This window comes from Thalassobaculum sp., assembly GCF_040219215.1.
Lineage (GTDB): Bacteria > Pseudomonadota > Alphaproteobacteria > Thalassobaculales > Thalassobaculaceae > Thalassobaculum_A.
The window spans coordinates 85,084-110,657 of the sequence record NZ_JAVJSX010000006.1 but is presented as its reverse complement, the minus strand read 5'-3'; the positions used below and the strand labels follow the sequence as shown (position 1 = coordinate 110,657).

The following is a 25,574-nucleotide window of genomic DNA, read 5'->3' as shown; positions in this document are numbered from 1 at the left end:
CAATGTTCCCGGTTCTCCCTCAGGCTGCCCACTGTGCTGACAGCGCCTCCGCCTGCTGCAGCACGTTCTGTACCGCGGCGTCCTGCAGGTCCGGCGGATATCCGTACTTTCGCAGCAGCCGCTTCACGTGGCGGCGGATGTTCGCCCGCGCCGAGTCCCGGTGCATCCAGTCGATGCTGATGTTGCCCCGGATCACCGTGACCAGCTCGTGCGCAATGACCCGAAGCGCCGGCTCGCCCATGACGTCACGGGCACTCTCGTTGTCGGCGAGCGCGTCGTAGAACGCTTCTTCCTCGGGCGTCAGCCCGGTCTCCTCACCACGCGCCCGGGCGGCGCGGTAGTCCTTGGCGATCTGGATCAGCTCTTCGAGGATCTGCGCGGTGGTCAGGGCGTTGGCGTGGTAGCGGGCGATCGCCGCCTCCAGCCGTTCGGTAAAAGCCCGCGCCTGAATGACGTTGCGCTGCGCCTGTGAGCGCACCTCGCCGTTCAGCAGTTTCCGCAGCGCCTCGATGGCCAAATTCTTCCGGTCAGACTGCCGGACCTCGGCCAGGAAATCGTCGGACAGGATCGAGATGTCCGGACTCTCGATCCCGGCCGCCCGCATGATGTCGACGATCTCGGTTGAGACAACCGCGCGACTGACAATTTGCTGGATCGCCAGTTCACGCTCGGCTGCGGTCTTCTTGCCGTCGGCCGGAGCGCTCTTCACCAGCGCGGCACGGATCGCCTGGAAGAATCCAACCTCCTCGGCGAGCGCGCGGGCCTCGTCACTGGCACCCGACAGCGCGAAGGCGCGAGACAGGCCAGCCACCGCGTCGGCATAGCGCCGGTGTGCCCGCTTCTTCCCCTCGTCGCTCGTCTCCTTGGCTGCGTCCTGCTGCTGGAGTGTGAGGATCCAATCCAGCGCCCCGGCCAGGATGACGAGCCGCGCCTGCGGCGTCGCCGCCGGTTCAAGTGCCGGTCGGTAGTCGAAGCCGCCCTTGGTGTCCGGTCGAAACATGCCGCGGACGATCTCGACCTTCTCCAGAAGCGCGCGGACCGCCTCAGCCTCGTCGATGCCGGTCTGGTCGCGGTCGCCACCGGAGTACTGGCCAAGCGCGTTCTTCAGGTTATGGGCGATCCCGATGTAGTCGACAACCAGGCCGGCCGGCTTGTCGCGGAACACCCGGTTGACCCGGGCGATCGCCTGCATCAGCCCGTGCCCCTTCATCGGCTTGTCGACGTACATGGTGTGCATGCACGGTGCGTCGAAGCCGGTCAGCCACATATCTCGCACGATCACCAGCCGCAGCGGGTCCTTCGGGTCCTTCGCGCGCTTGGCGATCAGTTCGCGCCGCGCCTTCGCGCCCTTGCCGATGTGCTGTTGCCATTTCGCCGGGTCGGAGGCGGCCCCGGTCATCACTACCTTGATGGCGCCGCCATCGTCCTCGTCGCTGTGCCAATCCGGGCGCAGCTTCACGATCGCGTCGTAGAGGGCCACGCAGATCCGCCGGCTCATGCAGACGATCATTGCCTTGCCGTCGAGCGCGGCGACCCGGCTCTCATAGTGCGCCACCAGGTCTTCGGCGATCAGGGCGATGCGTTTCTCGGCGCCCACCAGGGCCTCGACGCTGGCCCATTTGCGCTTGAGCCGCTCCTGCTCGCTATCGGCCTCGTCCTCGGTCAGTTCGGCGATCTCGGCGTCGATGTTCGGCTTCTCGTCCTCGTCCAGCTCGATCCGCGCCAGCCGGCTCTCGTAGTAGATCGGCACCGTGGCGCCGTCCTCGACCGCGCGGCCGATGTCGTAGACGTCGATGTAGTCGCCGAACACCGCGGGCGTGCTGACGTCCTCCTTCTCGATCGGCGTGCCGGTGAAGCCGATAAAGGAGGCGTTCGGCAATGCGTCGCGCATGTGCTTGGCGAAGCCGAACGAGACCGCTCCGGTCTTGCGATCCAACTTGGCCTTGAAGCCGTACTGGCTGCGGTGCGCCTCGTCGGCAATCACCACGACATTGCGCCGGCCGGTCAGCACCGGGTAGTCGCCCGTGCCGGCCTCCGGCGCGAACTTCTGCAAGGTAGTGAAGATCACACCGCCGGACGCCCGGTCGAGCAGTTGGCGCAGTTCGTCCCGGTCGCCGGCCTGCTGCGGGGTCTGGCGCAGCAGGTCCTTGCACAGGCTGAAGGTCGCGAACAACTGGTCGTCGAGATCGTTGCGGTCGGTCAGCACCACCAGCGTCGGGTTCGCCATGGCCGGGTGCTTGATGATCTGGCCGGCGTAGAACGCCATCAGCAGGCTCTTTCCCGACCCCTGGGTGTGCCAGATCACACCGATCCGCTTGTCGCCGCGGTGATAGCCGGTCACGCCCGGCAGGCCGTACTGTGCCGGATCCTCGCTCGGTCCGGGTCCGTGGGCATGCTTGTCGGCCGGTGCGGTTGCCCGCAGGGTCGAGGCGACGGCACGGCGCACCGCGTGGAACTGATGATAGCCGGCGAGGATCTTGATCACGTCGCCGCCGGTGTCGCCGAACACCACGAAGTCGCGGACCAGGTCGAGGAATCGTCGGTGCTCGAAAACGCCCTTCAGAACCGTCTCCAGCTCAGGGGTTCCCTTGGGCGCCAGATCCTCGCCGGTGACCGTCCGCCACGGCATGAAGCGTTCGCGGTCGGCGGTCAGCGAACCGATGCGGGCCGCCAGCCCGTCGGAGGTCACCAGCACCGCGTTGGTTCGGAACAGCGACGGGATCTGCGCCTTGTAGGTCTGGAGCTGATTGTAGGCGCCGTCGAGGGTGGCGTTCTCGTCGCCGGGGTTCTTCAGTTCGACCACGCCGAGCGGCAGGCCGTTGACGAACACCACCATGTCCGGCCGGCGGTTCGCCTTGCTCTCGATGACCGTGAACTGGTTGACCGCCAACCAGTCGTTGGCGTCCGGATCGTCGAAGTCGACCAGCCGGGCCAACTCGCCGCCGATGCTGCCGTCGGGGCGGCGGATCTCGACCGGCACACCCTCGATCAGGTAGCGATGCAAGCGCCGGTTCTCGTCGATCAGCTTGGGCGATTCGGCCCGTATCAGCTTGGCGAACACCTCGGCGCGGGTCTCGGCCGGCAGTTCTGGATTCAGCCGCTCGATCGCCGCTCGCACCCGCCCGGCCAGCAGAACGTCGCCGTAACTTGCCCGCTCCGGCGTGGCGCTGTCGGGACCGATGTCCTGGCCGTTCGCCGTCGCGTAGCCGAGTTCCGACAGCCAGGCCAGCGCGGCATCCTCGACGTGGCTTTCAGCGAAGGCGGCCATCGCTCAGCTCTCCGTCGCTTCGTGGATCCCGGCTCCGTGCCGCCGATGGCGGTCCGGTCCGGGATGACGACAGGAGAGGGAGAGAGCGTTGGAGACCGGTTGTCCCGACCCGCCGTCGGCTCCGTCCCACCGGTGGCGGTTCGGTCCGGGATGGCGGTGGAAGACGTGGGGGCCCGGGGAAACTGTCCGACTCCTTCCCCGGCCGTCATCCCGGACGCGCACCGCGCGATCCGGGATCCACCCGTCGTACCGTTGCCCGCCGTTGTGGCTCACCGGATGACAACAAACTTCGTTGCGGCTCACAGAACGCGATTCATGATCCACAACGGGGTTTGTCGCGAATGGATGAGCCTCAAAACGCATCGTGGCCCTCCGCGATGTTCAGCAGCTCGGGCAGCGCCAGGATCGCAGCCCGTCGGCCGCTCGCCGGATGGATCTCGCGCAACAGCCCCTGATCGCGCACCACCCTGAGGATGCGGTTGGCCGTCGGTCGCGGGATGTCGGCCGTTGCGACGAAATCCGAGGTCCGGAAGATCGGCTGGTTAAAGAACCAGTCGAGCGCCCGCACCGCGTACTGCGAGTGCGTCGCCTCGACGATCCAGTCCTTCCGGTAATTGTAGAGCGCCAAGATCGACAGCGCCTTGGCCTGATTCTCCTCGGCCTGGGTGATCAATCCCTGCAGAAAGAAGGCGCACCAGCCGGTCCAGTCGCCGTCGCGGGATACGCTCAACAGCCGGGCGTAGTACTCGTCGCGATGACTCTCCAGATAGCCGCTGAGATAGAAATTCGGGCGGCTCAGCAGTCCTTTGCTTTTCAGGAACAGCGGCACCATCAGCCGCCCGAGCCGGCCGTTGCCGTCGAGAAACGGATGGATGGCCTCGAACTCGGCATGGGCGATGGCGAGCTGGACCAGGATGTCCGGCGCGTCGGCGTGCAGATACGCCTCCCACGCGCTCATCGCCGCCGGCAGGCGCGCGGCATCGCACGGCACGAACCGCGCCTCTTCGATCGGGCGCCCCTCCGGTCCGATCCAGTTCGGCACCCGCCGGTACTCCCCCGGCGCCTTGTTCCGCCCCCGCACCCCCTGCATCAACACCTCGTGGGTGCGGCGGATCAGGCGCTGCGACAGTGGAAGCTCGTCGAGCAGACGGGTGCCTTCGCGCAGCGCCGTCCGGTAGTTCAGCACCTCGCGGATATCGACCTTCTTCGGCGTGCTTTCGTCGAACAGGTCGCCTTCCGCCTCGAACTCCAGCACCTCGCCAAGGGTTGCCTGAGTGCCCTCGATCCGGCTCGACAGTACCGCTTCCTGGGCGGTCAGTGGGCCCAGCAGCACGTCGGGGTTCGGCACGCCGCGCAGCACACCCTCGTAGCGGGCGATGGCGGCGTTGGCCGGCCCGATCAGCGGCAACAGCACCGGCCAGTCCAGCGTCGGCGGCGGGAATCTGCCGTGATGATAGTCGACCGGGCTCATCCGAAGCCGAGCCCAGAGAGCCGCTCTATGCGTCGGTCCATGGCGATCTGGTCGATATACCGCAGGACGTTGCTACGGATCAGTTCCGGGGCCACGACGCCGTCGCCGAGATCCAGCTCGAACTCCTCCAGGTCCCAGGCGGCCCCGATCGACAGAAGCACCGCCTCTTCACGAGGAAGCCGGGCGACCACCGAGGCGATGGTCGGAGTGAGCACCTGGTCCCAGGCGCTGGTCAGCGCGTCGGTCGGCCCGTGCTGCGCCTCGTAGCAGTACTCGTCCCAAACGGACTTGGCCCTGAGATCGTCGCCGAAGACGCCGCTCGCCGCGAGCCGCTGAAGCCGGAACACGACCTTGCGGGCCAGCCGCGCATGCGCCGTCGCCGAGAACCGCCGTGCGGCCCGATGAGTCGGGCAAGACCAGCAATCCCTGACGGGCGCATCCGACGTCACGCGGCAGCCTCCGCGAGCTTCTCGGCATCCTTCACGCGGATCTCGCCGGACATCAGTTTCGGGAGGAGCAGGTCGCGAGTCGCAGTCAGAGTTTCGCTCTCGCGTCCATTCTGCAAACTTTTCTTAACGAGCGGCTCTATCAGTTCGGCGAATGCGCGCTGCTCGTCTTCACCCGCCCGCAATATAGAAAGTGTGCTCAATCGGGTGCGCGACAGTTCGGTTTGGCCAGTACTCCCCTCGCCTAAAGCCTCTATTTCTTGCTCCCGGTTAAGAAGATTTACCCCAACATAGTAAGCGTTTTCCGGTCCCTCATTGGGACGGACTATCGTCACGTGGCTATCAACAATGGTTGGTTCGTGGAGATCCCAAATCTGCGCTACCCGCCCGAGAGTTCCCACCCCGGTTGAGTTCACAAGGATATCACCTGGCCTCAGAAGCCGGTCGTCGACTTTACGGCGACCATGATCGTGCCGACGGGCAGGCTCGAAGTTCACCTGCCTGTCTCGAATACACTTTTGGTTCAGAACTCGGATGCCTCCGTCCGAGATATAGCTTGGGGAGATGCCTCTCCGCACTTCTTCGGAAAACTCGGTAAGGGCAACGTATTCCCACCCCTCCGGCTTCTCCTCGTCGTCCAAGCGGTTCGGGAACAGCGCCCAGATCTCTGGCGCGAGGTAGGGCGCGCGGCCTTCCATCTTCGCCCGGGTCGGGCCGAAGTCGACGAACCAGTCCTTGAAGATCGCCCGCGCCATCGCTTCGAGCGTCTCGTTCATGCGTCGGTTCAGGTCGATCTTGTCGTCGAGGGTGCCGAGCGTCGAAGCGATATGATCTTGTCCACAACGTGGAGGCACTACGACAGGGATCGGATGCACGAAGTTTCGATTTAAAGACGGTTGAGCGCTTCCTGAGTTATACTGGGATAATTCAAGAGTCTTCAACAAGTAGAATATGTATCGTGGATTGTTGCCTTTAAAATCTTTGACATAAAGGCAGGTATTTAGTGGCCAGTATTCTCGATCAATATAACATACGGTGCCGATTGACGCTCCGCTTCGACCAACCGTTACCCCTGGCCCCGAACATGCAGCGCTCGTATGCCAGCCGGTCACCCCAAACGATCCCATGATCGGTACAGACCCTGGCGACCGGTCACGATCGGGCAAATCGATACCTCTTTGAAGTGTCAGTACTTCACCAAGGGGGACACGCTCCCATTCAGCCATTGGAAACAAGGCCCCCTAGCTGAACCCGGATCGTCGACTTCAGTCTGTCCGCTTCGGCGAAATGCAGGTCAAGTTCGGCGCGGAGTTGCTCAAACCGTTCAGCGAACGGCACCTTCTCGTCCTCTGCATCAGCCGCCCCGACATACCGCCCCGGCGTCAGGACGTGCCCGCGCCCGCGAATCTCCTCCAGAGTTGCCGAATTGCAGAACCCCGGCTCGTCCGCATAACCGCTGCCCTCGCGCCACGCGTGGTATGTGCCGGCGATCCGTTCCACGTCCTCATCCGAGAACTCTCGGCGCGTCCGGTCTACTAGCGAGCCCAGCTTGCGGACGTCGATGAACAGCACCTCGCCGCGGCGGTCGCGGAATCGGCCGCCGGAGTCTGCTCCTGACCGGTCGCGGGCAAGAAACCACAGGCAGGCCGGGATCTGGGTCGAGTAGAACAGCTGTCCTGGCAGCGCCACCATGCAGTCGACCACGTCGGCCTCGACCATGGCGCGGCGGATGGTGTCCTCGCCGGACTGGCCCGACGACATCGAGCCGTTGGCCAGCACCACGCCGGCGGTGCCGCCGGGGGCGAGGTGCCAAAGGATGTGCTGCAGCCAGGCGTAGTTGGCGTTGCCGACCGGCGGAACGCCGTAGGTCCAGCGGGCATCCTCGCGCAGGCCCTCACCGCCCCAGTCCGACACGTTGAACGGCGGGTTCGCCAGGATATAGTCGAAGCGCAGATCCTTCAGCTCGTCCTTGAGGAAGCTGCCCTCGTTGTTCCATTTGATATCAGCGTCGATGCCGCGCACCGCGAGGTTCATCCGCGCCAGCCGCCACGTGGTGTTGTTGGATTCCTGACCGTAGATCGCGATGTCGCCGAGCCGGCCGCCATGGCTCTCCACGAACTTCTCCGACTGCACGAACATGCCGCCGGAGCCGCAGCACGGGTCGTAGACCCGGCCCTTGTAGGGCTCCAGCATCTCGACCAGCACCCGGACGACCGAGCGCGGCGTGTAGAACTCGCCGCCGCGCTTGCCCTCGGAGCCGGCGAAGCCGCCGAGGAAGTACTCGTAGACCCGGCCCAGCAGGTCGCTCGCCTTGCCGCCGGGCGCTTCGATCGGGATGCCCGAGACCAGGTCGATCAACTCGCCCAGCATCACCTTGTCGAGGGCCGGGCGGTTGTAGTCCTTCGGCAGCGCGCCCTGCAGCGTCTTCGGGTTGGCCACCTCGACCGCGGCCATGGCGTCGTCGATCAGCTTGCCGATGGTCGGCAGCTTGGCGTTCGCCTGCAGGTGCGACCAGCGCGCCTCCATCGGCACCCAGAACACGTTGTCGGCCAGGTACTCGTCGGGGTCCTCCGCCGCCTCCGGATCGTCGATCAGCAGCTCGGCGTGGCGCGCCTCGAAAGCGTGCGAGATGTGGCGCAGGAAGATCAGGCCAAGGCAGACATGCTTGTAGTCCGACGGTTCCAGGTTCTTGCGCAGCTTGTCGGCCGCGAGGAACAGTTGCGCCTCGAAGCCGAGGGCAGCGCCGTTGCTGCCGTTGTTGGTCGACTTGGCCTTGCCGCGACCGGGCTTCTGCGCAGCGGCGGCTGGGGGCTTCGCCGGGATGAACTCGGGGGCGTCGAGTCCGCTCAGATCAACGTCGGCAAAATCCTTATCGAATATTTTATCGAAGCTCGACTGGTAGTTCGTCAACGCCACCGAGCCGCCGCGCCCGCGACCTGGCTTGACGGTGCCGTCGGCGACCAGCGCCGCGCGCACGCTATCGTAGGTGTCGGCAGACCAGCCCAGCGTCTCGCGAAGCCGCCCATTCCCGGCCGAGCCGTGAAGTTCCTTCAGCACTGCGACAAAGCGGTCGATCAGATCCTGGCGTGGCATGCGTTGTTGTTCCTCCCCTATTTCTGATTGTTGCGCCGACCCGGGGTGCAATGGAAGGGTGGTTTGATCTGAGCCGGGGGCTCTGCCGCAGAGCGTGGTCTGGGCCTATGGTCGAACCGGCAATTCTGTCCGAGTATAAAAGCGACTTCGGGGGGCGACATGACAAACTTTACTGGCGACGACGGTCCGCCGGCACGCTTCGAACCGCGCACCGGGTGGAAGTTGCAATGGCTGGTCGTGGCGGCGATCCTGCTGCCGACGATGCTTTCCGGCTGCAAGACCGTCCGGTACACCGAACCGTCGCCGGAACTGGTAATCCCGGTCGCCACCGAAGCCTCGGCGATTCCGACATTGACCCAGGTCCGGTATCGACCCCTCGGAAGGGTGCCGTATCGGGGTGAATTCACCAACAGCAAGGGGGAGCGCACGCAACTTGAAGGATACGTGACGATCGTGCCGACAAATCGGAGCACACTGCGGATCCAGACGTTTGTTGAGCACATTTCGTGGACGTCACAGAACAAGAAGGGGATCAATTTCACCGTATCCGATGGTCGGTTGTCCGATTTTGAGATCGATGACCGCGGTTATCCAAGGCGGATATACGCGGTGCAAAGCAATCCTACCGCAACTGGCGCTGGAGGCATCGACGCAGATTTGACTAAAATGCTTCGAGAAACTGCTTTTAACCGATCCGAATTCGATCGAATCATTGAAGTTGTAAATGTTCCAATTTATGATGCTAACCTTTCAATCGGATCAACTGTTCTTGCTGAATCTAATGTAGAATTTGCTCGCCGTTTTTATATCGCGACGATGGCCTCATCTGAATTTATTACAGACACTGAGATTGCAAAGTACACCTCCGAAAATCTTCCGAATAGTTTAAATACTGGCAATTTTAGTTATCGAAGTAGTGAAAGAATTGTTGGGGTTGCCTATGTCGATGGATATGAATTTCTATCGACGAAGGGTGTGTTTGAAATCACTGCACCCAACGTTCGCGTCCAACACACGTTTTCTATTTTAATTGATCCTTACAGCGGCTTCTCTTACATCACCACGGATGAGGTGGAGAAGACGGTCAACGGAAAATCGGAGACCGTAAAAACTGCAGTTGTCTTTGACCTACCAAAGCGATTCGACCGCGTAATCCAACCGCACCCGGCATCCCCGACACTTCCCAGTCCGCCAACCAACTCGCGACCATCCACGTCGCTGCCGCCCGCGGAAATCGCGCCTAGTATTGTGCGTCCGACGGAGCCCGGTGAGGCCGGGTCGATTTCCGCCCTCTACAAGACATCGATTCCCGCGGTTGCGACGATTCACGCTGGAAACTCACAGGGCTCGGGTTTCTTCATTGCCCGCGACCTGGTTGTCACGAACGCCCATGTCGTCGGTGATGCCAGTCGGGCGGAGGTCGAACTGCAGTCTGGTCGGCGCTTGTCGGCGGATGTCGTCGAGCGCGGTGACGGTGATCTCGATCTTGCCGTGCTGCGGCTCAATTCGCCGGTCGATGTGCGCCCTCTGCCGATCGCCAAGGATTTGCCCGAACCGGGTACGCCGGTCGTCGTCATCGGGTCCCCGCTTGGCCTGCGCGGCACCATCACGGCGGGGATCGTCGGGGCGATCCGTCCGACATCCAGAGGGGTGTTGGTGCAAGTGGACGCCGCGATAAACCCTGGCAACAGTGGTGGCCCGGTCTTGAACCGAGCCGGAGAGGTCGTGGGCGTTGCGACCAGCTTTCTAAAGAAAACCCAGGGCCTTGGGTTTGCTGTGTTCGCTGGTCATATTCGTGTCCCAACCGGGGCCGGACCGTTTCTCGTGGCGTTTTGAAATACAATGACGAGCGCATTCGAAGCGACATACTGGAATCTGTTGCAGGCGCTTGCGTGGATTCATCTCGATGATGTCGATCTGATTGAACGGGCCGGCGACGAGTCACTGGCGCGTGAGATGCGACCGAACGTGATGAGCCTGACCATGGCTGATGCGTCGTTTGTGCGCCGGTACCCGTCACTCACTTCCGCTATCGCTGCTCTGCGGGCTCGCCTGGAAGCTGGCGATCTAGAGGCTATAGGATTGGTGGAGGGACGGGGCGATCCAAAGCCGATTCCGGCTGTGTATTGGACCGCTGGCCAACTGACGTTCGAACCTGAAGCCGCGCGCCCCGTGCCGCTCCATCGGATTGGCGGCACGACCTGGACGCAACTGAGATTTCGAAGCGATCAGGTTCAGGAGCTCTGGCCCCCGATGCCGGACAATGCTTCGAGCCTTCCTGGCTTCGAACTTCAAGCGCTGGTGATTGCGCAGCGCTGGGCTGCTGACCAGCCTGACCAGGAAATAGATGTGGAGATTCTGGGAGAAGCAATCGTTGCGGCAGCAATCTCGGAGCGCTTGTTTCGCCGAACCTTAGATGTGGACGCATTGGTCGGTTTCGAGCCGAACGCGCCGGTTGCCGTGCCCGCGATTGGGCCCGACGGTCAGCCGCGGAGTCCGCTGGAGGCAGTTGAGTTTGCCCGATCGTTCAGAGCGATTCCGATCGACGTCTCCAAGTTTGTCCGTTGGCTGCAAGGGGACGCCGGCGGTGAATGGATGCATTCCCATGGGCTTTCGTTTCCAGGATTCCTGCAGGCTGTTCCGGCCGTTGAGGGTGGAGACTCTGCGACAACACCGCCAACGGTTCGTGGCGAAACGCGGTGTGAAGAATGGCTCTGCAAACTCATGGTCAATGAGCCAATCATGGCCAAGGGCGGGTATCAAATCGAAGCCATTCGCCAATTCAATGTCAGTAGGCGAGGCTTTGCCCGGGCCTGGGCGAACGCCATCAATCGCACTGGCAACGAGACGTGGAGCAAGCCCGGCCGGAAATCGACTCGCGGGAATCGAATCGCCAATTAAATCGTGCCGCCTATTTGGGCGGTGACCGCCTCCGTAGCTTCCGGAACAGAGATCGCCACCCACGGCGGTTCTCGAACCCGGACCAAGAGGCATTACCATGTTTTCGAACAAACTCCGCGCTCCGGCTGCCGCCGTCTACCTCAGCCTGTCTGCCTCGACCCTTGCCAAGATGCGGCTGCGTGGCGACGGCCCGCTCTACATGAAAGCTGGCCCGCGGGTCGTCCTGTACGACGCTGTGGACCTCGACGCGTGGCTGGAGTCACGCAAGCGCCGCAGCACATCTGAACCCGAACGCGGCTGTTGATCGAGGTCGCGGCCGATGGCCAAGCGATACCCGAACCCATGTCGCGCGAAGCTGCATCGCAACTACACGATTCCGGAGGCGGCTCGGGCCCTGGAGGTCCACAAAAACACTGTCTCCCGATGGATCAAGGATCATGGCCTGGAAGCCGTCACCGACCGACGCCCGTTCCTGGTTCGCGGTGATGCTTTGCGTGCCTTCCTGACGGCGAAGCGTGCCGAGCATCGCGTCACCTGTCCGCCTGGCCATCTGTATTGCCTGCGCTGTCGGGCACCGCGCGAGCCGGCCGGTGGGCTCGTCGAGTACCGGCCCCTCAGCCCGACCCACGGCAACCTGGGTGCGTCGTGCGCTGTTTGCGATACTTGGATGCACCGGGCCATCCGACTGACGGATCTTCCCGTCTTTGAGCGCCTCGGTGAAGTCCTCCTGCCGGAAGCATAGCGACGCATAACTGATCGCCCTTACCCCTCCCTGAATGGTGACTTCCAGAAGGAGACCGACCCCATGCCCAAGCACCATCCCGAAAACGAGCGCATCAAGCATCGCTACATGACGTTCCTGCGCGAAGCGAAGCGGCAGAGCGAGGCTTCGATCGACAAGGCGATGGCGGCGATCGCAGCCTTCGAAGGCTACACCAGCGGCAAGCCCTTCAAGCGGTTCCACATCAACCAGGCGACCGGCTTCAAGGCGCAGTTGACGCGGCAGAAGGCCCGGCGATCCGGTAAGCCACTGAGTGCCGCGACGATGCATGCGACCCTGTCTGCCATGAAGGCGTTCATCGTCTGGCTGGCAGATCAGTCCGGCTACAAGTCGGCGGTCAGCTACTCGGACGCCGAGTACTTCAACATCTCGGAGAAGGAACGCGCGGTCGCCACCGCCGAGCGCGAACAGCCGGTGCCGACGCTGGAGCAGATCCGCCATGCCATCGGCGCGATGCCGACCGGCGCGGAGTTGCAGCGCCGGGACCGCGCCGTGGTCCCGTTCGCCCTGCTGAGCGGCGCCCGCGACGGTGCTATCGCCTCGTTGAAATTGAAGCACGTCGACCTCGGGCGCCGGACGGTCCTGCAGGATGCCCGCGAGGTGCGCACCAAGTTCAGCAAGACCTTCACCAGCAGCTTTTTCCCAGTCGGCGACGACGTTCGCGAGATCGTCGAGGGCTGGATCGCCTACCTGCGGATCGAGAAGATGTGGGGCGACGACGATCCGCTGTTCCCGGCGACGAAGGTCGCGGTCGGGGCCTCGCGGAAGTTCGAAGCCGCGGGGCTGCACCGCAAGCACTGGGGCAGCGCGACGCCGATCCGGACCATTTTCCGAGAGGCCTTCAATCGGATCGGCCAGCCCTACTTCAACCCGCACAGCTTCCGGAAGACCCTCGCCCAACTCGGAGAACGGGTTTGCCGCACCCCGGAGCAGATGAAGGCCTGGAGCCAAAACCTGGGCCACGAGCAGGTGCTGACGACCTTCACCAGCTACGGCGCCGTCGATCGATACCGTCAGGCAGAGATCATGCAGCTTCTGGCCGAACCGGCCGAGGACCGCGACGCGGTGATCGACGAAGTCGTGAAGACGCTCGCGAAGCTGCAGCGGGCTTGAGGATCAGGGTCCCGCCCGCCAGTGCGGTGACATCCTGACGCCCGAGACATCGTCAAGAATCCGACTGTCGTGAATGTCATCATGAGTGACTCGATCCCAGCCTTGCTGATCGACCCTCAGGGCCATTTCGTTGCCCCGGGCACCCCCGACGATAGCGACTACCTCACCAACCGTGACCGCGGATCCGCATGCTCGATGAACCGACCCTGCGGATCGTAGACCCGCTTCGTTGGCGCCATCGCGAACCGGGTGCCTCCGGACTCCCGCAGGCGCATCGGCTTAGGGCAGCCTGGATGCCGGAAGGCGAGCCCCTGGTCTTGCATCTGGCCGCGCGACTCAGGGTTGGGCAGCACGATCACCTCGACGTCCGTCGATCCACAATCCAGACAGCACGGCGACCGGCCTGGCATCACGACGGCAGCGAGCAGGTCCGCCCGGCGTAGGGCGTCCAGCGCCTGTCGTCGCAGACCACGTGCCGATCCACTGAACAAGCCCCGCAGACGCTGCAGGCCGGTCGTCGGTATCAGTGCCTCCCATCGAGACTTTGCTTCGACCTGCTCGGCCTGGATACGGCCTGCATCGGGCAACGCCTCGATCGCCGCCACGCCGTGGCAACTGTGGCACCAGCCGAGATGCCGCTCGATATGCACCTCTGCACCTTGGTCGCTGCGATAGACGAAAAGGCCCCAAAGGCCTTTGGTCGTTGCTTCGTATCCACAGGACGGGCAAGCGAGAACGCCGTAGGGCATCGACATGGTGCGCGTTCTCCGGCCAGGGTATCGCTCGCGATCCCACGGTGCGACCGGGCGACGGCGAGCCGCAACCGGAATCGCGACTCCAAACGAAACGCGAAGCCGAGATCGTCCCGCTGGCTTACCATTGGCTTACCAGAGCTGAGTCACCGAAATTGCGCCCAACTGGCGCTCAGTAACTATTTGATTTTACGGAGATTTTGGTGGAGCCGAGGAGGATCGAACTCCCGACCTTCGCATTGCGAACGCGACGCTCTCCCAGCTGAGCTACGGCCCCACCGACTGGGCGGGTCGGCCGAAGCCGCCCGTCATGTGACCGGGGTTATATGAAGTTCGCCGGTCCTGTTCAAGAGGCAGGATGGCGTTGGCCGCCACCGCCGATCAAACCGCCACGGATGCCGGTGGAAACTCCAGGCACGCGCGGGTGCCGCGGCCCAGTTCCGAATCCAGAACCAGTCGTCCGCCGTGCAGCTCGATCAGGGTTTTCACCAGGGGCAGCCCAAGGCCGGCCCCGGTGAGGCGGCGCGAGCGGACCTCGTCGTTCTGCGAGAACGGCTGGACTGCCGCCGCGATCTGTTCCTCGGACATGCCGGGACCGTCGTCGATGATGACCACGCTGAGCGCACCATTCGCGCGACGCTCGACCGTCAGCGTAACGTTCGCGCCCGCGGGGGACACTTTGACGGCGTTCGACAGCAAGTGGATGATCATCCGGCGCAGCGACGCCACCTCGGCACGCAACGGCGGCAGGTCGGTCGGTACCGCGTCGACCAGCGTGACCTGGCGGGGCCGGGCGAACGGCTCGGTGATCCGCAGGCAGGTGGCGGTGATCGACTCCAGGCGGATCAGGTCCATCGGAAGGGCGGCTTCGTTGCCGCCGAGCCGGGTCAGGTCGAGGATGTCGTTGATCATCCGCAGCAGCTGTTCGCCGCTGGTCCGGATGAGGTTGGCGTACTCGCCGAGGGTCTCCGGCTTCATGGTCGAGCCGGACCGTTCCAGCAGTTCGGCGAAGCCGATCACCGCGTTCAGTGGGGTGCGCAGCTCGTGGCTCATCAGAGCCAGGAAATCGGCCTTCGCGCGGCTCGCCAGCTCGGTCGATTCCTTGGATCGGCGCATCTCCAGCTCGGCTTCCCGCTGGGTGCTGATGTCGCGCCACAGGCCGGCTATTCCACCATTCGGCAGCGGAACCTTGCGGGCTTCGATCCAGCGGCCGTTCTTCAGCTGGTAGACCTGTTGGGCGTAGGGTGTGCGGTGGCGCTGGACCTCGGCGTCGATGTAGGCTTCCAGGTCGGAGTAGCCGAGGGCCTGGACACGATCGTGGTGCAGGCCGAATCGGGCCAGCGCCTCGCGGTACGTCAGTCCGGGCTTCAGGTCTTCCTCGGGGAACATGGTCTCGTAATACGGGCTGACCGCCACGACCCGATCGTCGCGATCATAAATCGCCACCGCCACGTCTATCGACGCCAGCGCATTGAAGATCAGATCGAGAGGCAATGTCTTGTCAGACCGAACCATGGGGCATCCTCATGGCATTTGAGATTATCGAAAACGAGAGGAATGGCCAGCAAAACATTAGGAACGCTAGATGAATCCGGAATACCTACTGTTTGAGGAAAACCCTGGGTTGTTCAGCGACTGTGTTTGGCCACCGACAATCGTCGGCGTTCATCCATGCCGGCGGCGCTGTAAACTTTCGCAGTCCTGTCGCTCGGCGGGACAATTCCGGTTGGTTCCGGCCCGGGAACTGCCCTGGTAGCGCGAGTGGCTTGTGGACGGCGTCACCGGACGGGATCGCCATCGATGCCGCTGCGACCGCGAGGCCGCCCGAGCTTGCCGTGGCCGCCTGCCCTGGTTAGGGTGCGGCGCACACGACGGGAGGGCGATGGCGATGGATTCGGTTCTCTGGCTGATCAAGCAGGTAGTGCAGCTCTATACCTATCTGCTGTTCGCCTACATCGTGATCGATCTGCTGGTGAAATTCGGCGTGCTGAACGCCTACAACCGCGTCGTCTACGTGGTGATGGATTTCCTGTCGCGCATCACCGAGCCGGCGTTGCGCCCGATCCGCAACCTGATGCCGAACCTCGGCGGCATCGACATCTCGCCGGTGATCCTGGTGCTTGCGCTGCAGTTCGGTGTCCGCCTGCTGGAAGAGCTGGCAATCCGGATGGGCTGACCGGGCTTCAAACATCATTTGCCGCCATGCCGACACCCACACCGTTTCACGCCGGACCCGACGGTGTGCGGGTCGCGCTCAAAGTCATGCCGAAAGCCGCGGCCGACCGTGTCCGCGGTGTCGTTCAGGACGAAGCCGGCGTCGCGTGGCTGCAAGTCTCGGTGACCGCGGTGCCGGAGGATGGCCGCGCCAACAGGGCGGTGACCGCTCTGCTGGCGAAGCGCTGGCGGGTGCCGAAATCGTCGATCGAAATCGTCCAGGGGGCGACAGACCGGCGCAAGGTCCTGCTGGTGCACAGCGACGATACGGCGGCACTGACGACCCGTCTTGAGACATGGCTGACCAGCGAGGGAACGAGCGCATGAGCACGGGCGGGATCATTGACGGCAAGGCGTTCGCCGCGGCGCTGCGCGGCCGGGTGGGACAGGCGGTCGGCGGCCTGGTTCTCGAGCATGGTCTGAAGCCGGGACTGGCCGTGGTGCTGGTCGGCGACGACCCTGCCAGCCGGGTCTATGTGCGCAACAAGGCCGCCCAGACCGTCGAAGCCGGCATGAACTCGATCGAGCATCGGCTGCCGGACGACACCACCCAGGACACCCTGCTGACGCTGATCGCCGAGCTGAACGCCGACGCGGCGGTCGACGGCATCCTGGTCCAGCTTCCGCTGCCCGGGCAGATCGACTCGCAGGCGGTGCTGGATGCGATCGATCCGGCGAAGGACGTCGACGGTTTCCATGTGGTGAACGCCGGGCGGCTGGCCACCGGCGGTGCGGCGCTGGTGCCGTGCACGCCGCTCGGCTGCCTGCTGCTGCTGAAGGACCGGCTGGGTGACCTGTCGGGACTGCACGCCGTGGTGGTCGGTCGCTCCAACATCGTCGGCAAGCCGATGGCGCAGCTGCTGCTGGGCGCGAACTGCACGGTGACCGTCGCCCATTCGCGGACCCGCGATCTGCCGGCCGTGTGCCGGCAGGCCGACATCCTGGTGGCGGCGGTCGGCCGGCCCGAGATGGTGCGTGGCGACTGGATCAAGCCGGGGGCGACGGTGATCGACGTCGGCATCAACCGGGTGCCGGCGCCGGACAGGGGCGAGGGCAAGACAAGGCTGGTCGGCGACGTGGCGTTTGCCGAGGCGTCGGCGGTGGCGGGCGCCATTACCCCGGTGCCCGGCGGTGTCGGCCCGATGACCATTGCGGTCCTGCTGCGCAACACCGTCGAGGCGGCCTGCCGACGCCGCGGCATCGTGGTGCCGGCGCTGTAGGCTACAGGGCCGTCTTGTCGCGGCTTCTCGAATCGTCCACCCGCCGCGCTGCGTAGATGTGGCCGGCCCGGGCGTCGGCCCGCCAGGGTCGGGCGTGCCGCAGCGGGACTTCCCATGCCGGATCGTCGGGATCGATCGGCGTCACCGGAGCCTGGCTGCGACCGGCTCGGCAGCGCACGAGTTCGCGACCGTCGGGGCCGAACATCCGGCTGGCGTATTGCCGGCTCGCGTCCACCGGGACGCTGTAGCTGAGCCATGTGGTGTTGGCTGCGGCGTGCGCCTGGGCCAGGACGCCGTCCATCGGTTCGCGGGAATAGGACGACACCAGCATGACCTGCACGCCGAGCCCGGCGGCTTCGGCGAACAGCTCGGGAAACCTGACCTCGATGCAGATGACGCAGCCGAAGCGGATGCCGTCGACGTCGAAGACGCAGGGTTCGAAGCCGGGCGTGTACCAGTCGTTGATCTCGGTGTTCGAGCAGCGGCGCTTGTCGTAGCGGTCGACGATCCGGCCCTGGTCCGAGATCACGTACACCGAGTTGTGCGGACGGTTCGGGGAGGTCAGGGGGTGCGCCGAGCCGACGGCGACCCATACGCCGAGCTGCCGTGCCTCGTCGGCGATCCGCGACAGGCCGGCACGGACGGCGTCGAAGTCGACGTCGTCCCATGACCAGATCTGGGCCTTGACGTAGCCTGACAGCGCGCCTTCCGGAAAATGCACCACCCGGGCGCCGCGGGCGGCGGCCCGGCGCATCGCCCGGACGATGGCGCCGGCGTTGCGGACCGGATCGGGTTCGACCGGACACTGCACCGTCGCCACGGCAACGCCGGACGGCATCGGTCAGCCGTCGGTGCCGGGTGGCAGCGCCAGGCGGATGACCCCGCGCGCCGCGCGGATGTGGACCGGCTTGCCCTTGCGCAGCACGGCGATTCGGCCGCGGTCCTGCAGCGCCGCCGCCGCCGCGCGGATGCGCCGGATCAGCACGCGCCAAGGGACCACGTCGTTCGGGTTGCCGCCGAGCGCGCGGGCCACGATCGCCGGATCGATCGACTTGCCCGGACCGGCGGCGGCGCAGGCGTCGAGGATCGCCTTGCCGACATCGTCGAGAGCGGAGGCCTCGTCGTCGTCGTTCGCGGCGGAAGGGTTGGTATTCTGGGGTTCGCGTGCCATATCGGCACTGTACGCGAAAGTCGGGGGGAACCACACCGCGATGCTCGGCACCATCGATGCTTTGTTCATCGGGCTGGCCGCGTTTGTCGGCGGGCATTTCGTCCTGTCGTCGCCGCCGTTGCGCGATCCGCTGGTCCGGCGCCTGGGCGAGGAGCGGTTTCGCGTCCTTTACGCCTCGGCGGCGCTGGCGGCCCTGCTGTGGACCATCCTGGCCTACGAGGCCGCACCCTACATCGAGGTCTGGCTGCCGCCGCGGTGGACCTTGTGGGTCCCCAACCTGGTGATGCCGCTCGCCGCCGCCCTGCTGGTCGCGGGGGTGACGACCCGCAACCCGACCGCGGTCGGCGGGGAAGGTGCTTTGGACGACCCGAACGCGGTGCGCGGCGTGCTGACCATTACCCGCCATCCGTTCCTGAACGCCGTCGGTCTGTGGGCGCTGGCCCACCTCGCAGCCAATGGCGACCTTGCCTCGATGGCGCTGTTCGGCGGCATGGCGTTGCTGGCCTATGCCGGGATGCCGGCGCTCGACGCCAAGATGCAGCGGCGGCTGGAATCCGCCTGGGGTCCGATGGCGTTGACCACCTCGTGCGTACCGTTCCTGGCGGCGATGCAGGGTCGGGTGCGGGTCGATTGGCCCGGTATCGGGCTGTGGCGGCCGGCCCTCGGCCTGATGCTGTGGGCGGCGCTGTACGGGCTGCACCCGCTCTACACCGGCGTGTGGCCGCACCCCTGACCGACAGACCGGGACGACGGCCGACAACGCAACCTGCTCGGAGGCGCCGCTGAGCCGTCATCCCGGACGCGCTTCAGCGCGATCCGGGACACGGTGCGGCAGCCGTCGGCGGAACCTGCCGTCCTACCCCTGCAGCATCTTCTTCAGGCGCAGGCGCAGGGCGTTCAGCTTGATGAAGCCGGCAGCGTCCTTGTGGTCGTAGTCGGCGACGGCGCTTTCCTCGAAGGTCACCCAGTCGGCCGAGTACAGGCTCTTGTCCGCCTTGCGGCCGACCACCGAAGTGTTGCCCTTGTACAGCTTCAGGCGGACCTCGCCGGTGACGTCCTGCTGGCTGTAGTCGATCGCCGCCTGCAGCATCTGGCGCTCCGGCGAGAACCAGAAGCCGTTGTAGATCAGGGTGGCGTAGCGCGGCATCAGCTCGTCCTTGAGATGCGTCAGCCCGCGGTCGAGGGTGATGCTCTCCACCGCCCGGTGGGCGACGTGCAGGATGGTGCCGCCCGGGGTCTCGTACAGGCCGCGGTTTTTCATGCCGACGAACCGGTTCTCCACCAGGTCGAGCCGGCCGATGCCGTTAGCGCGGCCGAGTTCGTTGAGCTGGGTCAGCAGGGTGGCCGGGCTCAGCGGTACCCCGTCGATCGACACCGCGTCGCCCTTCTCGAAGCCGATCACCACGTAGGTCGCCTTGTCCGGCGCCTCTTCCGGCGACAGGGTGCGCGACCAGATGTAATCGCCCGGTTCGGCCCAGGGGTCCTCCAGCACCTTGCCCTCGGATGAGGCGTGCAGCAGGTTGGCGTCGACCGAGAACGGCGCTTCGCCGCGCTTGTCCTTGGCGATCGGGATCTGGTTCTTCTCGGCATAGTCCAGCAGCGCGGTGCGCGAGGTCAGGTCCCACTCCCGCCATGGGGCGATGATCTTGATGTCGGGCTGCAGCGCGTAGTAGCTGAGCTCGAAGCGCACCTGGTCGTTGCCCTTGCCGGTGGCGCCGTGGGCGACCGCATCGGCGCCGGTCATCTGGGCGATCTCGATCTGGCGCTTGGAGATCAGCGGCCGGGCGATCGAGGTGCCGAGCAGGTAGCAGCCCTCGTACAGGGTGTTGGCGCGGAACATCGGGAAGACGAAGTCGCGCACGAACTCCTCGCGCAGGTCCTCGACGAAGATCTCCTTGACCCCAAGCATCTGTGCCTTGGCGCGCGCCGGCTCCAGATCCTCGCCCTGGCCGAGGTCGGCGGTGAAGGTCACCACCTCGCAATTGTAGGTATCCTGCAGCCAGCGCAGGATGATCGAGGTGTCGAGCCCGCCGGAATAGGCGAGCACCACCTTCTTGGGGGAGTCGGCCATGGTGCCCTCGCAGTGACGCTGATCGCCGGGCACCCAACCGGCCCCCGGACGGGCGCGGAGTATAGGGAGCGCGGCGCGCGGGGCAAGGAAGAAGGGCGTCTGCGTCACTGGCCCGTCAGCATGAAACTGTGTTTGGCCGCGACGGATCCAAATGTGCCGAAACCGGAACTGCCGCTGCCTCACGCTGAATTCAACCGATCGTTTGGTTTCCCCCCATTGCAGCCCGCCTCGATCCTGACCTAGGCTTCGGTTTGCCGGTCCGTTCGGGCCGGCGCGATCTTGGATTTCCGCCTTCCCGTGACGTCATCCGACCGGGGACGGCTCGTGCGGCGGCGAGGTTGCCGCACGAGCGGTCGTCGCGGTCGGGGCCGTTACAGCCCATACCGTTCCGTCAGTTCTGTCCAACCTCCGTTCCACCCGCCCCCTCCCCAAGCCACGGATGCCCCCGATGCCGACCGCCAGCACCGCTGCTTTACCCGCCACCGCTGCGACAAACCCCGCCCTCGACGCGCTGAACTGGCGCTGCATCGGACCGTCGCGCGGCGGTCGGGTGGTGGCGGTCGCCGGCGACGCCAACGACCCGATGACCTTCTATTTCGGTGCGTGCGCCGGCGGGGTGTGGAAGACCACCGACGGCGGGGTGTACTGGCGCTGCGTGACCGACGGCTACCTGACCAGCGCCACCATCGGCGCGCTGGCGGTGGCGCGCTCGGACAGCAACGTGGTGTACGCCGGCACCGGCGAGACCACGATCCGGCTCGACGTGTCGTTCGGCGACGGCATGTACCGCTCGACCGACGCCGGGCGGACCTGGAAGCACATCGGCCTGAAGGAGACCCGGCACATCGGCCGGGTGCTGGTGCACCCGCGCGACCCGAACCTGGTCTACGTGGCGGCCCTCGGCGACGCCTTCGGCGCCAACCCCGAGCGCGGTGTCTACCGCTCCAGGGACGGCGGCGAGACCTGGGAGCATGTGCTGGAGCGCGGCCCGGACGCTGGCTGCGTCGACATGTCGATGGACCCGAACAACCCGCGCATCCTGTTCGCCGCGTTCTGGCAGGCGCGCCGCAACTTCTGGAACCTGTCGAGCGGCGGGCCGGGCAGCGGGCTGTTCCGTTCCACCGACGGCGGCGATACCTGGGAACAGGTGACCGGCGGCGGCTTCCCCGACGGCATGCTCGGCAAGGTCGGCGTCTCGGTGTCGGAGGCCAAGGCCGGCCGGGTGTACGCGCTGGTCGAGGCCGAGGGCGACAAGATCGGGCTGTACCGCTCCGACGACTACGGCAAGTCCTGGACCCATGTCTGCCGCAACCGCGACCTGATGCACCGGCCCTGGTACTACACCCACGTGTTCGCCTGCCCGGACCAGGCCGACACGGTGTACGTCACCAACCTGCAGATGTGGAAATCGACGGACGGCGGGGTCAGCTTCAAGGAGATCACCACCCCGCACGGCGACAACCACGATCTGTGGATCGACCCGGCCAACCCGCGCCGTATGGTCGAGGGCAATGACGGCGGGGCCTGCGTGTCGTTCAACGGCGGGGAGTCCTGGTCGTCGATCTACAACCAGAACACCGCCCAGTTCTACCGCATGGACATCGACAACCAGCACCCCTACCGGGTGTACGCGACCCAGCAGGACAACACCTCGATCAGCGTGCCGAGCGCGTCGGAATGGGGCGTGATCACGCTGTCCGACGCCACCTATCCCGGCACCGGGGAGAGCGGGTTCGTCGCGGTCCATCCCGAGGACGCCAACATCGTCTATGTCGGGGCCATCGGTTCCAGCCCGGGTGGCGCCGGTGCGCTGCAGCGCTACGACCACCGCACCCGGCAGGTCCAACTGGTGAACGTCTGGCCGGAGGAGTCGACCGGCATCGCGCCGCGCGACCTGAAGTACCGGTTCGCCTGGACCTTCCCGATCCTGTTCTCGCCGCACGACAGCAACACCCTGTACGTCGGCGGCAACCACGTGTTCCGCACCCGCAACGAGGGGACCAGCTGGGACTGCATCTCACCGGACCTCAGCCTGAACGACCCGGCGCGCCAGGACTATTCCGGCGGCACCCTGACCCGCGACAGCGCCGGGGCGGAGACCCACGCATCCTGCGCCTGCGTGCACGAGTCGAAGCATCGCAAAGGCGAGCTGTGGGCCAGCACCGACGACGGGCTGGTGCATGTCAGCCGCAAAGACGGGGGCTCATGGCAGAATGTCACCCCTCCGGACATGCCGGAACTGGCCTATGTCGGCAGCGTGGAAGTCTCCGCTCACGATGCCGACACCGTCTACGTCTCGGCGACCCGCTACAAGCTGGCCGACTACAAGCCGTACCTGTTCCGCAGCACCGACAGCGGCAAGACCTGGCAGTCGATCAACGGCGACCTGCCGGGCGACGAGATCACCCGCGTGCTGCGCGCCGACACCGAGCGGGCCGGCCTGCTGTTCACCGGCACCGAGACCGGGGTGTTCTTCAGCCTGGACGACGGCGCCCACTGGACACGGATGGGCGGCGGCTTCCCGGTGGTGCCGGTCTACGATCTGAAGCTGAAGGATGCCGACCTGGTGGCGGCGACCCACGGCCGGTCGTTCTGGATTCTCGACGACATCACCCCGCTGCGCGCCATGGCGTCCGCCAAGGCGACCAAGCTGTTCACCCCGCGCACCACGATCCGGCAGCGTCTGGCCTGGAGCGCCGGTCGCGGCAATCTGGCCGGTATCAGCTATGGCCCGGCGTTCGGCATCAACGGCAGCACCCATCTGGTCGAAGGATTCGAGGGTGCGCGGATCCGTCATCACCTGGACGTCGGCGAGAACCCGCCGGCCGGTGCCATCATCTACTATCAGCTGGCTGAAAGCGCCGACGGACCGGTGCGCCTGGCCATCCGCGACGCCGGTGGCGACGAGGTGGTCAGCTTCAGCAGCGCCGACAAGGACGCGCCGCACCAGCGCCGACCCGGTACCAAGGCCGGCCTGAACCGGTTCGTTTGGGACCTGCGGTACAGGGCGCCGGAGAAGCTCGATCCCGCGCTCAGCGGCCTGAAGATCAAGCCGTTCGCCGGCGATGGCGACGGCCAGCCTGGCCCGACCGCGGTGCCCGGCACCTATACGGTCGAGCTGGAGGTTGGCGGGGTGATCCAGAAGGCCGGGTTCGAGGTCGTCCCCGATCCGCGCCTGAACGTCACCGCGGACGCGTTCGCCGAGCAGTTCGCCCTGTTGCAGGCGCTCAGCGACAGCCTGTCGGAACTGAACGGCACGGTGAACAACCTGCGCCGCCTGAAACGGCAGATCGTCGACCTGGGTGGCCGCCTGGGCGACGACCATTTGGCCCTGCGCGAGCAGGCCGACGCCCTGACCAAGAGCCTTGGTGCGATCGAGGGCGTGCTGGTCGACGTGCATCGGGAGTCGCCGCGTGACGTGCTGCGCCACCCGGCCGGCCTGAACGACACCCTGGTCGACCTGATCAGCGTGGCCGCGATCGCCGACGCGGCTCCGACCACCCAGGCCCATGAGGTCTCGGCCGAAATCATGGCCAAGGTCGAGGCCCAGATCGACGCGTTCAACGATCTTGTCGCCAAGGACGTGCCGGCCCTGAACAAGGCTCTGACCGCCGCCGGCATTGGCGTTCTGGGCACCGCGTAGGTCTGACCGCCAGCCACAGGAGGATCCCATGGACTTCATCGAACAGCTGTTCGGCATTTCCCCCGACGGCGGCGACGGCTCGACCGAGGCGATGTACATCGTCGCCCTGGTGGCGATCGTGCTGCTGTTCACCGCCCGTCCGCTGCTGCGGAAACTGGCTGCCCGCCGCCACGACTGACGGGGCCGCCATCCCGGCCGCTCCATGGATTGACGAGCACACATGCTGAAGCAACCGAAGGGCTTCTGGAGTCTGTTCGGCACGGACATGATCGTGCGTACCGGCTACCAGATGGGCAAGACGCCGGTGCTGCCGATGTTCGCGGCCGCCGTGGGCGCCGGCGAACTGATGATCGGCACGATCGTGGCGGTGTCCACGATGACCGGAATGGTGTCCAAGCCGCTGATCGGCGCGCTGTCGGACCGGTGGGGCCGCAAGCTCTGGTTCTTCGCGGCGCTGATCCTGTTCTCCGGCACACCGTTCCTCTACCAGCTGGTGGACACGCCGGAGCAGTTGCTGGCGCTTCGGCTGTTCCACGGCAGCGCGACGGCGATCTTCGGGCCGATCACCCTGGCCCTGGTCGCGGAGATGGAGCGTACCGGGCGCGCCACGCGGCTCGGCTGGTTCGGGCTGGCGCGCGAATTCGGCTATCTGCTGGCCCCGACCATCGCGGGATGGATGCTGCTGACGTTCGAGGATCCGGCCACTCTGTTCACGGTGATCGGCCTGTTCAGTTGCCTCGCCTTTCTGCCGTCGGCCTTCGTGCGGTTCAACGAGACTCCGATGCAGGCGCAGCGGGCGAACCGTCCGAGTATCCTGCGGCAGCTTGCCTCCGGGTTCGCCCACACCGCGACACGGGTCGAGATGTGGTTCGCCGGGTCGCTGGAGATGACGGTGTATTCGGTCACCTACGGCCTGAAGGCGTTCCTGCCGCTATTCGCGATCCAGGAGGCCGGATACGGCGTGCTGGCGGCCGGCGTGTTCTTCACCGTCCAGGAAGCGGCGCACATTGCCTCACGCCCGGTGGGTGGCTGGTTCGGCGACCGGGTCGGTCATCTGGCGGGCATTGCCGCCGGGATGATCCTGATAGCGTTGGCACTGCTGTGGCTGCCGACCGTGTCGACCACCTCGGAGCTGTTCATGGTTGCGGCGCTGAGCGGGATCGGCCAGGGACTGATCTTCCCCTCAACGCTCGCGATGGTTGGCAACGCGGTCAACTCGGGGCACCTGGGCCTGGGCATGGGCGTGTACGGCACGCTGAAGAATCTCGGCAAGGTCGCGGGGCCGCTGGTTGCCGGGGGATTGCTGGAGGTGCTGCCCTACGCGACGCTGTTCCGGGGATTGGCGGGGTTCGCCCTGCTGGCTGCCATCGTGGTACTGCTGACGCACCGTCACCGCCGCCGTCTGGTCACGCAGCGCCCCTAGGGCGGGG

22 protein-coding genes, 1 tRNA gene and 1 pseudogene are annotated in these 25,574 nt (G+C 65.5%); 12 read left to right on the top strand and 12 right to left on the bottom strand.

The annotated features are described in order from the left end of the window. Nucleotides 1–19 precede the first annotated feature (19 nt). From RIC54_RS03545 to RIC54_RS03520, 6 genes and pseudogenes are all read right to left on the bottom strand, one after another. Nucleotides 20–3,268 carry a type I restriction endonuclease subunit R gene (locus RIC54_RS03545; RefSeq protein ID WP_350098604.1) on the bottom strand — a complete coding sequence of 1,083 codons (3,249 nt, stop codon included), beginning with the start codon at nt 3,266–3,268 and terminating at the stop codon, nt 20–22. 352 nt (nt 3,269–3,620) lie between these two features. Continuing rightward, nucleotides 3,621–4,739: a Fic family protein gene (locus RIC54_RS03540; protein WP_350098602.1), complete on the bottom strand. Its 1,119-nt coding sequence runs from the start codon at nt 4,737–4,739 to the stop codon at nt 3,621–3,623. Beyond that, nucleotides 4,736–5,188 carry a hypothetical protein gene (locus tag RIC54_RS03535; protein ID WP_350098600.1) on the bottom strand — a complete coding sequence of 151 codons (453 nt, stop codon included), beginning with the start codon at nt 5,186–5,188 and terminating at the stop codon, nt 4,736–4,738. The genes RIC54_RS03540 and RIC54_RS03535 overlap by 4 nt, the downstream gene beginning before the upstream one ends. Next, nucleotides 5,185–5,961, bottom strand: coding sequence for a restriction endonuclease subunit S domain-containing protein (locus tag RIC54_RS03530; RefSeq protein WP_350098658.1), 777 nt, complete (start codon nt 5,959–5,961; stop codon nt 5,185–5,187). The genes RIC54_RS03535 and RIC54_RS03530 overlap by 4 nt, the downstream gene beginning before the upstream one ends. A 42-nt stretch (nt 5,962–6,003) precedes the next feature. After that, nucleotides 6,004–6,411 (bottom strand): annotated as a pseudogene (locus RIC54_RS03525) (restriction endonuclease subunit S); the annotation flags it as partial. Continuing rightward, nucleotides 6,404–8,278: a class I SAM-dependent DNA methyltransferase gene (locus RIC54_RS03520; RefSeq protein WP_350098598.1), complete on the bottom strand. Its 1,875-nt coding sequence runs from the start codon at nt 8,276–8,278 to the stop codon at nt 6,404–6,406. The gene RIC54_RS03520 and the pseudogene RIC54_RS03525, both read right to left, overlap by 8 nt. Nucleotides 8,279–8,437: 159 nt before the next feature. On the opposite strand from RIC54_RS03520, the gene RIC54_RS03515 reads away from it, so the two are divergent. The 5 genes from RIC54_RS03515 (at nt 8,438) to RIC54_RS03495 (ending at nt 13,073) form a co-directional block, all read left to right on the top strand. Continuing rightward, on the top strand, nt 8,438–10,114 hold the full coding sequence (locus RIC54_RS03515) for a S1C family serine protease (protein ID WP_350098596.1): 1,677 nt from the start codon (nt 8,438–8,440) through the stop codon (nt 10,112–10,114). Nucleotides 10,115–10,120: 6 nt separating this feature from the next. Beyond that, on the top strand, nt 10,121–11,179 hold the full coding sequence (locus RIC54_RS03510; protein WP_350098594.1) for a serine/threonine-protein kinase: 1,059 nt from the start codon (nt 10,121–10,123) through the stop codon (nt 11,177–11,179). A gap of 97 nt (nt 11,180–11,276) precedes the next feature. Further along, nucleotides 11,277–11,483 carry a helix-turn-helix transcriptional regulator gene (locus RIC54_RS03505; RefSeq protein ID WP_350098592.1) on the top strand — a complete coding sequence of 69 codons (207 nt, stop codon included), beginning with the start codon at nt 11,277–11,279 and terminating at the stop codon, nt 11,481–11,483. Between the two features lie 15 nt (nt 11,484–11,498). Next, nucleotides 11,499–11,921, top strand: a complete 423-nt coding sequence (locus tag RIC54_RS03500; protein WP_350098590.1) for a helix-turn-helix domain-containing protein — start codon at nt 11,499–11,501, stop codon at nt 11,919–11,921. Nucleotides 11,922–11,984: 63 nt separating this feature from the next. Beyond that, complete coding sequence (locus RIC54_RS03495) at nt 11,985–13,073, top strand: tyrosine-type recombinase/integrase (protein ID WP_350098588.1); 1,089 nt, start codon at nt 11,985–11,987, stop codon at nt 13,071–13,073. Between the two features lie 158 nt (nt 13,074–13,231). Here RIC54_RS03495 and RIC54_RS03490 read toward each other — a convergent pair whose 3' ends face one another. From RIC54_RS03490 to RIC54_RS03480, 3 genes are all read right to left on the bottom strand, one after another. Next, nucleotides 13,232–13,828, bottom strand: a complete 597-nt coding sequence (locus RIC54_RS03490) for a hypothetical protein (RefSeq protein WP_350098586.1) — start codon at nt 13,826–13,828, stop codon at nt 13,232–13,234. A gap of 198 nt (nt 13,829–14,026) precedes the next feature. Next, a tRNA-Ala gene (locus RIC54_RS03485) sits at nt 14,027–14,102 on the bottom strand. Between the two features lie 104 nt (nt 14,103–14,206). Beyond that, complete coding sequence (locus RIC54_RS03480) at nt 14,207–15,340, bottom strand: sensor histidine kinase (protein ID WP_350098584.1); 1,134 nt, start codon at nt 15,338–15,340, stop codon at nt 14,207–14,209. A gap of 373 nt (nt 15,341–15,713) precedes the next feature. Between RIC54_RS03480 and RIC54_RS03475 the strand changes: the two genes are divergently transcribed. From RIC54_RS03475 to folD, 3 genes are read left to right on the top strand one after another with little or no spacing between them, the layout of a single operon-like run. After that, nucleotides 15,714–16,001, top strand: coding sequence for a YggT family protein (locus RIC54_RS03475; protein WP_350098582.1), 288 nt, complete (start codon nt 15,714–15,716; stop codon nt 15,999–16,001). A gap of 26 nt (nt 16,002–16,027) precedes the next feature. Further along, nucleotides 16,028–16,366 (top strand): DUF167 domain-containing protein, encoded by a 339-nt coding sequence (locus RIC54_RS03470; protein ID WP_350098580.1) that lies wholly within the window; start codon nt 16,028–16,030, stop codon nt 16,364–16,366. Then, nucleotides 16,363–17,259 carry a bifunctional methylenetetrahydrofolate dehydrogenase/methenyltetrahydrofolate cyclohydrolase FolD gene (gene folD, locus RIC54_RS03465; protein ID WP_350098578.1) on the top strand — a complete coding sequence of 299 codons (897 nt, stop codon included), beginning with the start codon at nt 16,363–16,365 and terminating at the stop codon, nt 17,257–17,259. The genes RIC54_RS03470 and folD overlap by 4 nt, the downstream gene beginning before the upstream one ends. Before the next feature lies 1 nt (nt 17,260). Here folD and RIC54_RS03460 read toward each other — a convergent pair whose 3' ends face one another. After that, nucleotides 17,261–18,097, bottom strand: a complete 837-nt coding sequence (locus RIC54_RS03460; RefSeq protein ID WP_350098576.1) for a carbon-nitrogen hydrolase family protein — start codon at nt 18,095–18,097, stop codon at nt 17,261–17,263. Between the two features lie 3 nt (nt 18,098–18,100). Next, on the bottom strand, nt 18,101–18,484 hold the full coding sequence (locus RIC54_RS03455; protein WP_350098574.1) for a DUF3253 domain-containing protein: 384 nt from the start codon (nt 18,482–18,484) through the stop codon (nt 18,101–18,103). Here RIC54_RS03455 and RIC54_RS03450 point away from each other — a divergent pair. Continuing rightward, the gene (locus RIC54_RS03450) at nt 18,471–19,163 is read left to right on the top strand and encodes an NnrU family protein (RefSeq protein ID WP_350098572.1); all 693 of its coding nucleotides are present in this window, start codon (nt 18,471–18,473) and stop codon (nt 19,161–19,163) included. The genes RIC54_RS03455 and RIC54_RS03450 overlap by 14 nt on opposite strands. A gap of 123 nt (nt 19,164–19,286) precedes the next feature. Here RIC54_RS03450 and RIC54_RS03445 read toward each other — a convergent pair whose 3' ends face one another. Further along, nucleotides 19,287–20,501: an argininosuccinate synthase gene (locus tag RIC54_RS03445; RefSeq protein WP_350098570.1), complete on the bottom strand. Its 1,215-nt coding sequence runs from the start codon at nt 20,499–20,501 to the stop codon at nt 19,287–19,289. Between the two features lie 448 nt (nt 20,502–20,949). On the opposite strand from RIC54_RS03445, the gene RIC54_RS03440 reads away from it, so the two are divergent. From RIC54_RS03440 to RIC54_RS03430, 3 genes are read left to right on the top strand one after another with little or no spacing between them, the layout of a single operon-like run. Further along, nucleotides 20,950–24,144: a WD40/YVTN/BNR-like repeat-containing protein gene (locus RIC54_RS03440; RefSeq protein WP_350150544.1), complete on the top strand. Its 3,195-nt coding sequence runs from the start codon at nt 20,950–20,952 to the stop codon at nt 24,142–24,144. 28 nt (nt 24,145–24,172) lie between these two features. Further along, entirely contained in the window at nt 24,173–24,322 is a 150-nt protein-coding gene (locus tag RIC54_RS03435; protein ID WP_350098566.1) for a hypothetical protein, read from the top strand. Nucleotides 24,323–24,364: 42 nt separating this feature from the next. Further along, nucleotides 24,365–25,567 carry an MFS transporter gene (locus RIC54_RS03430; RefSeq protein ID WP_350098564.1) on the top strand — a complete coding sequence of 401 codons (1,203 nt, stop codon included), beginning with the start codon at nt 24,365–24,367 and terminating at the stop codon, nt 25,565–25,567. Nucleotides 25,568–25,574: the final 7 nt, after the last annotated feature.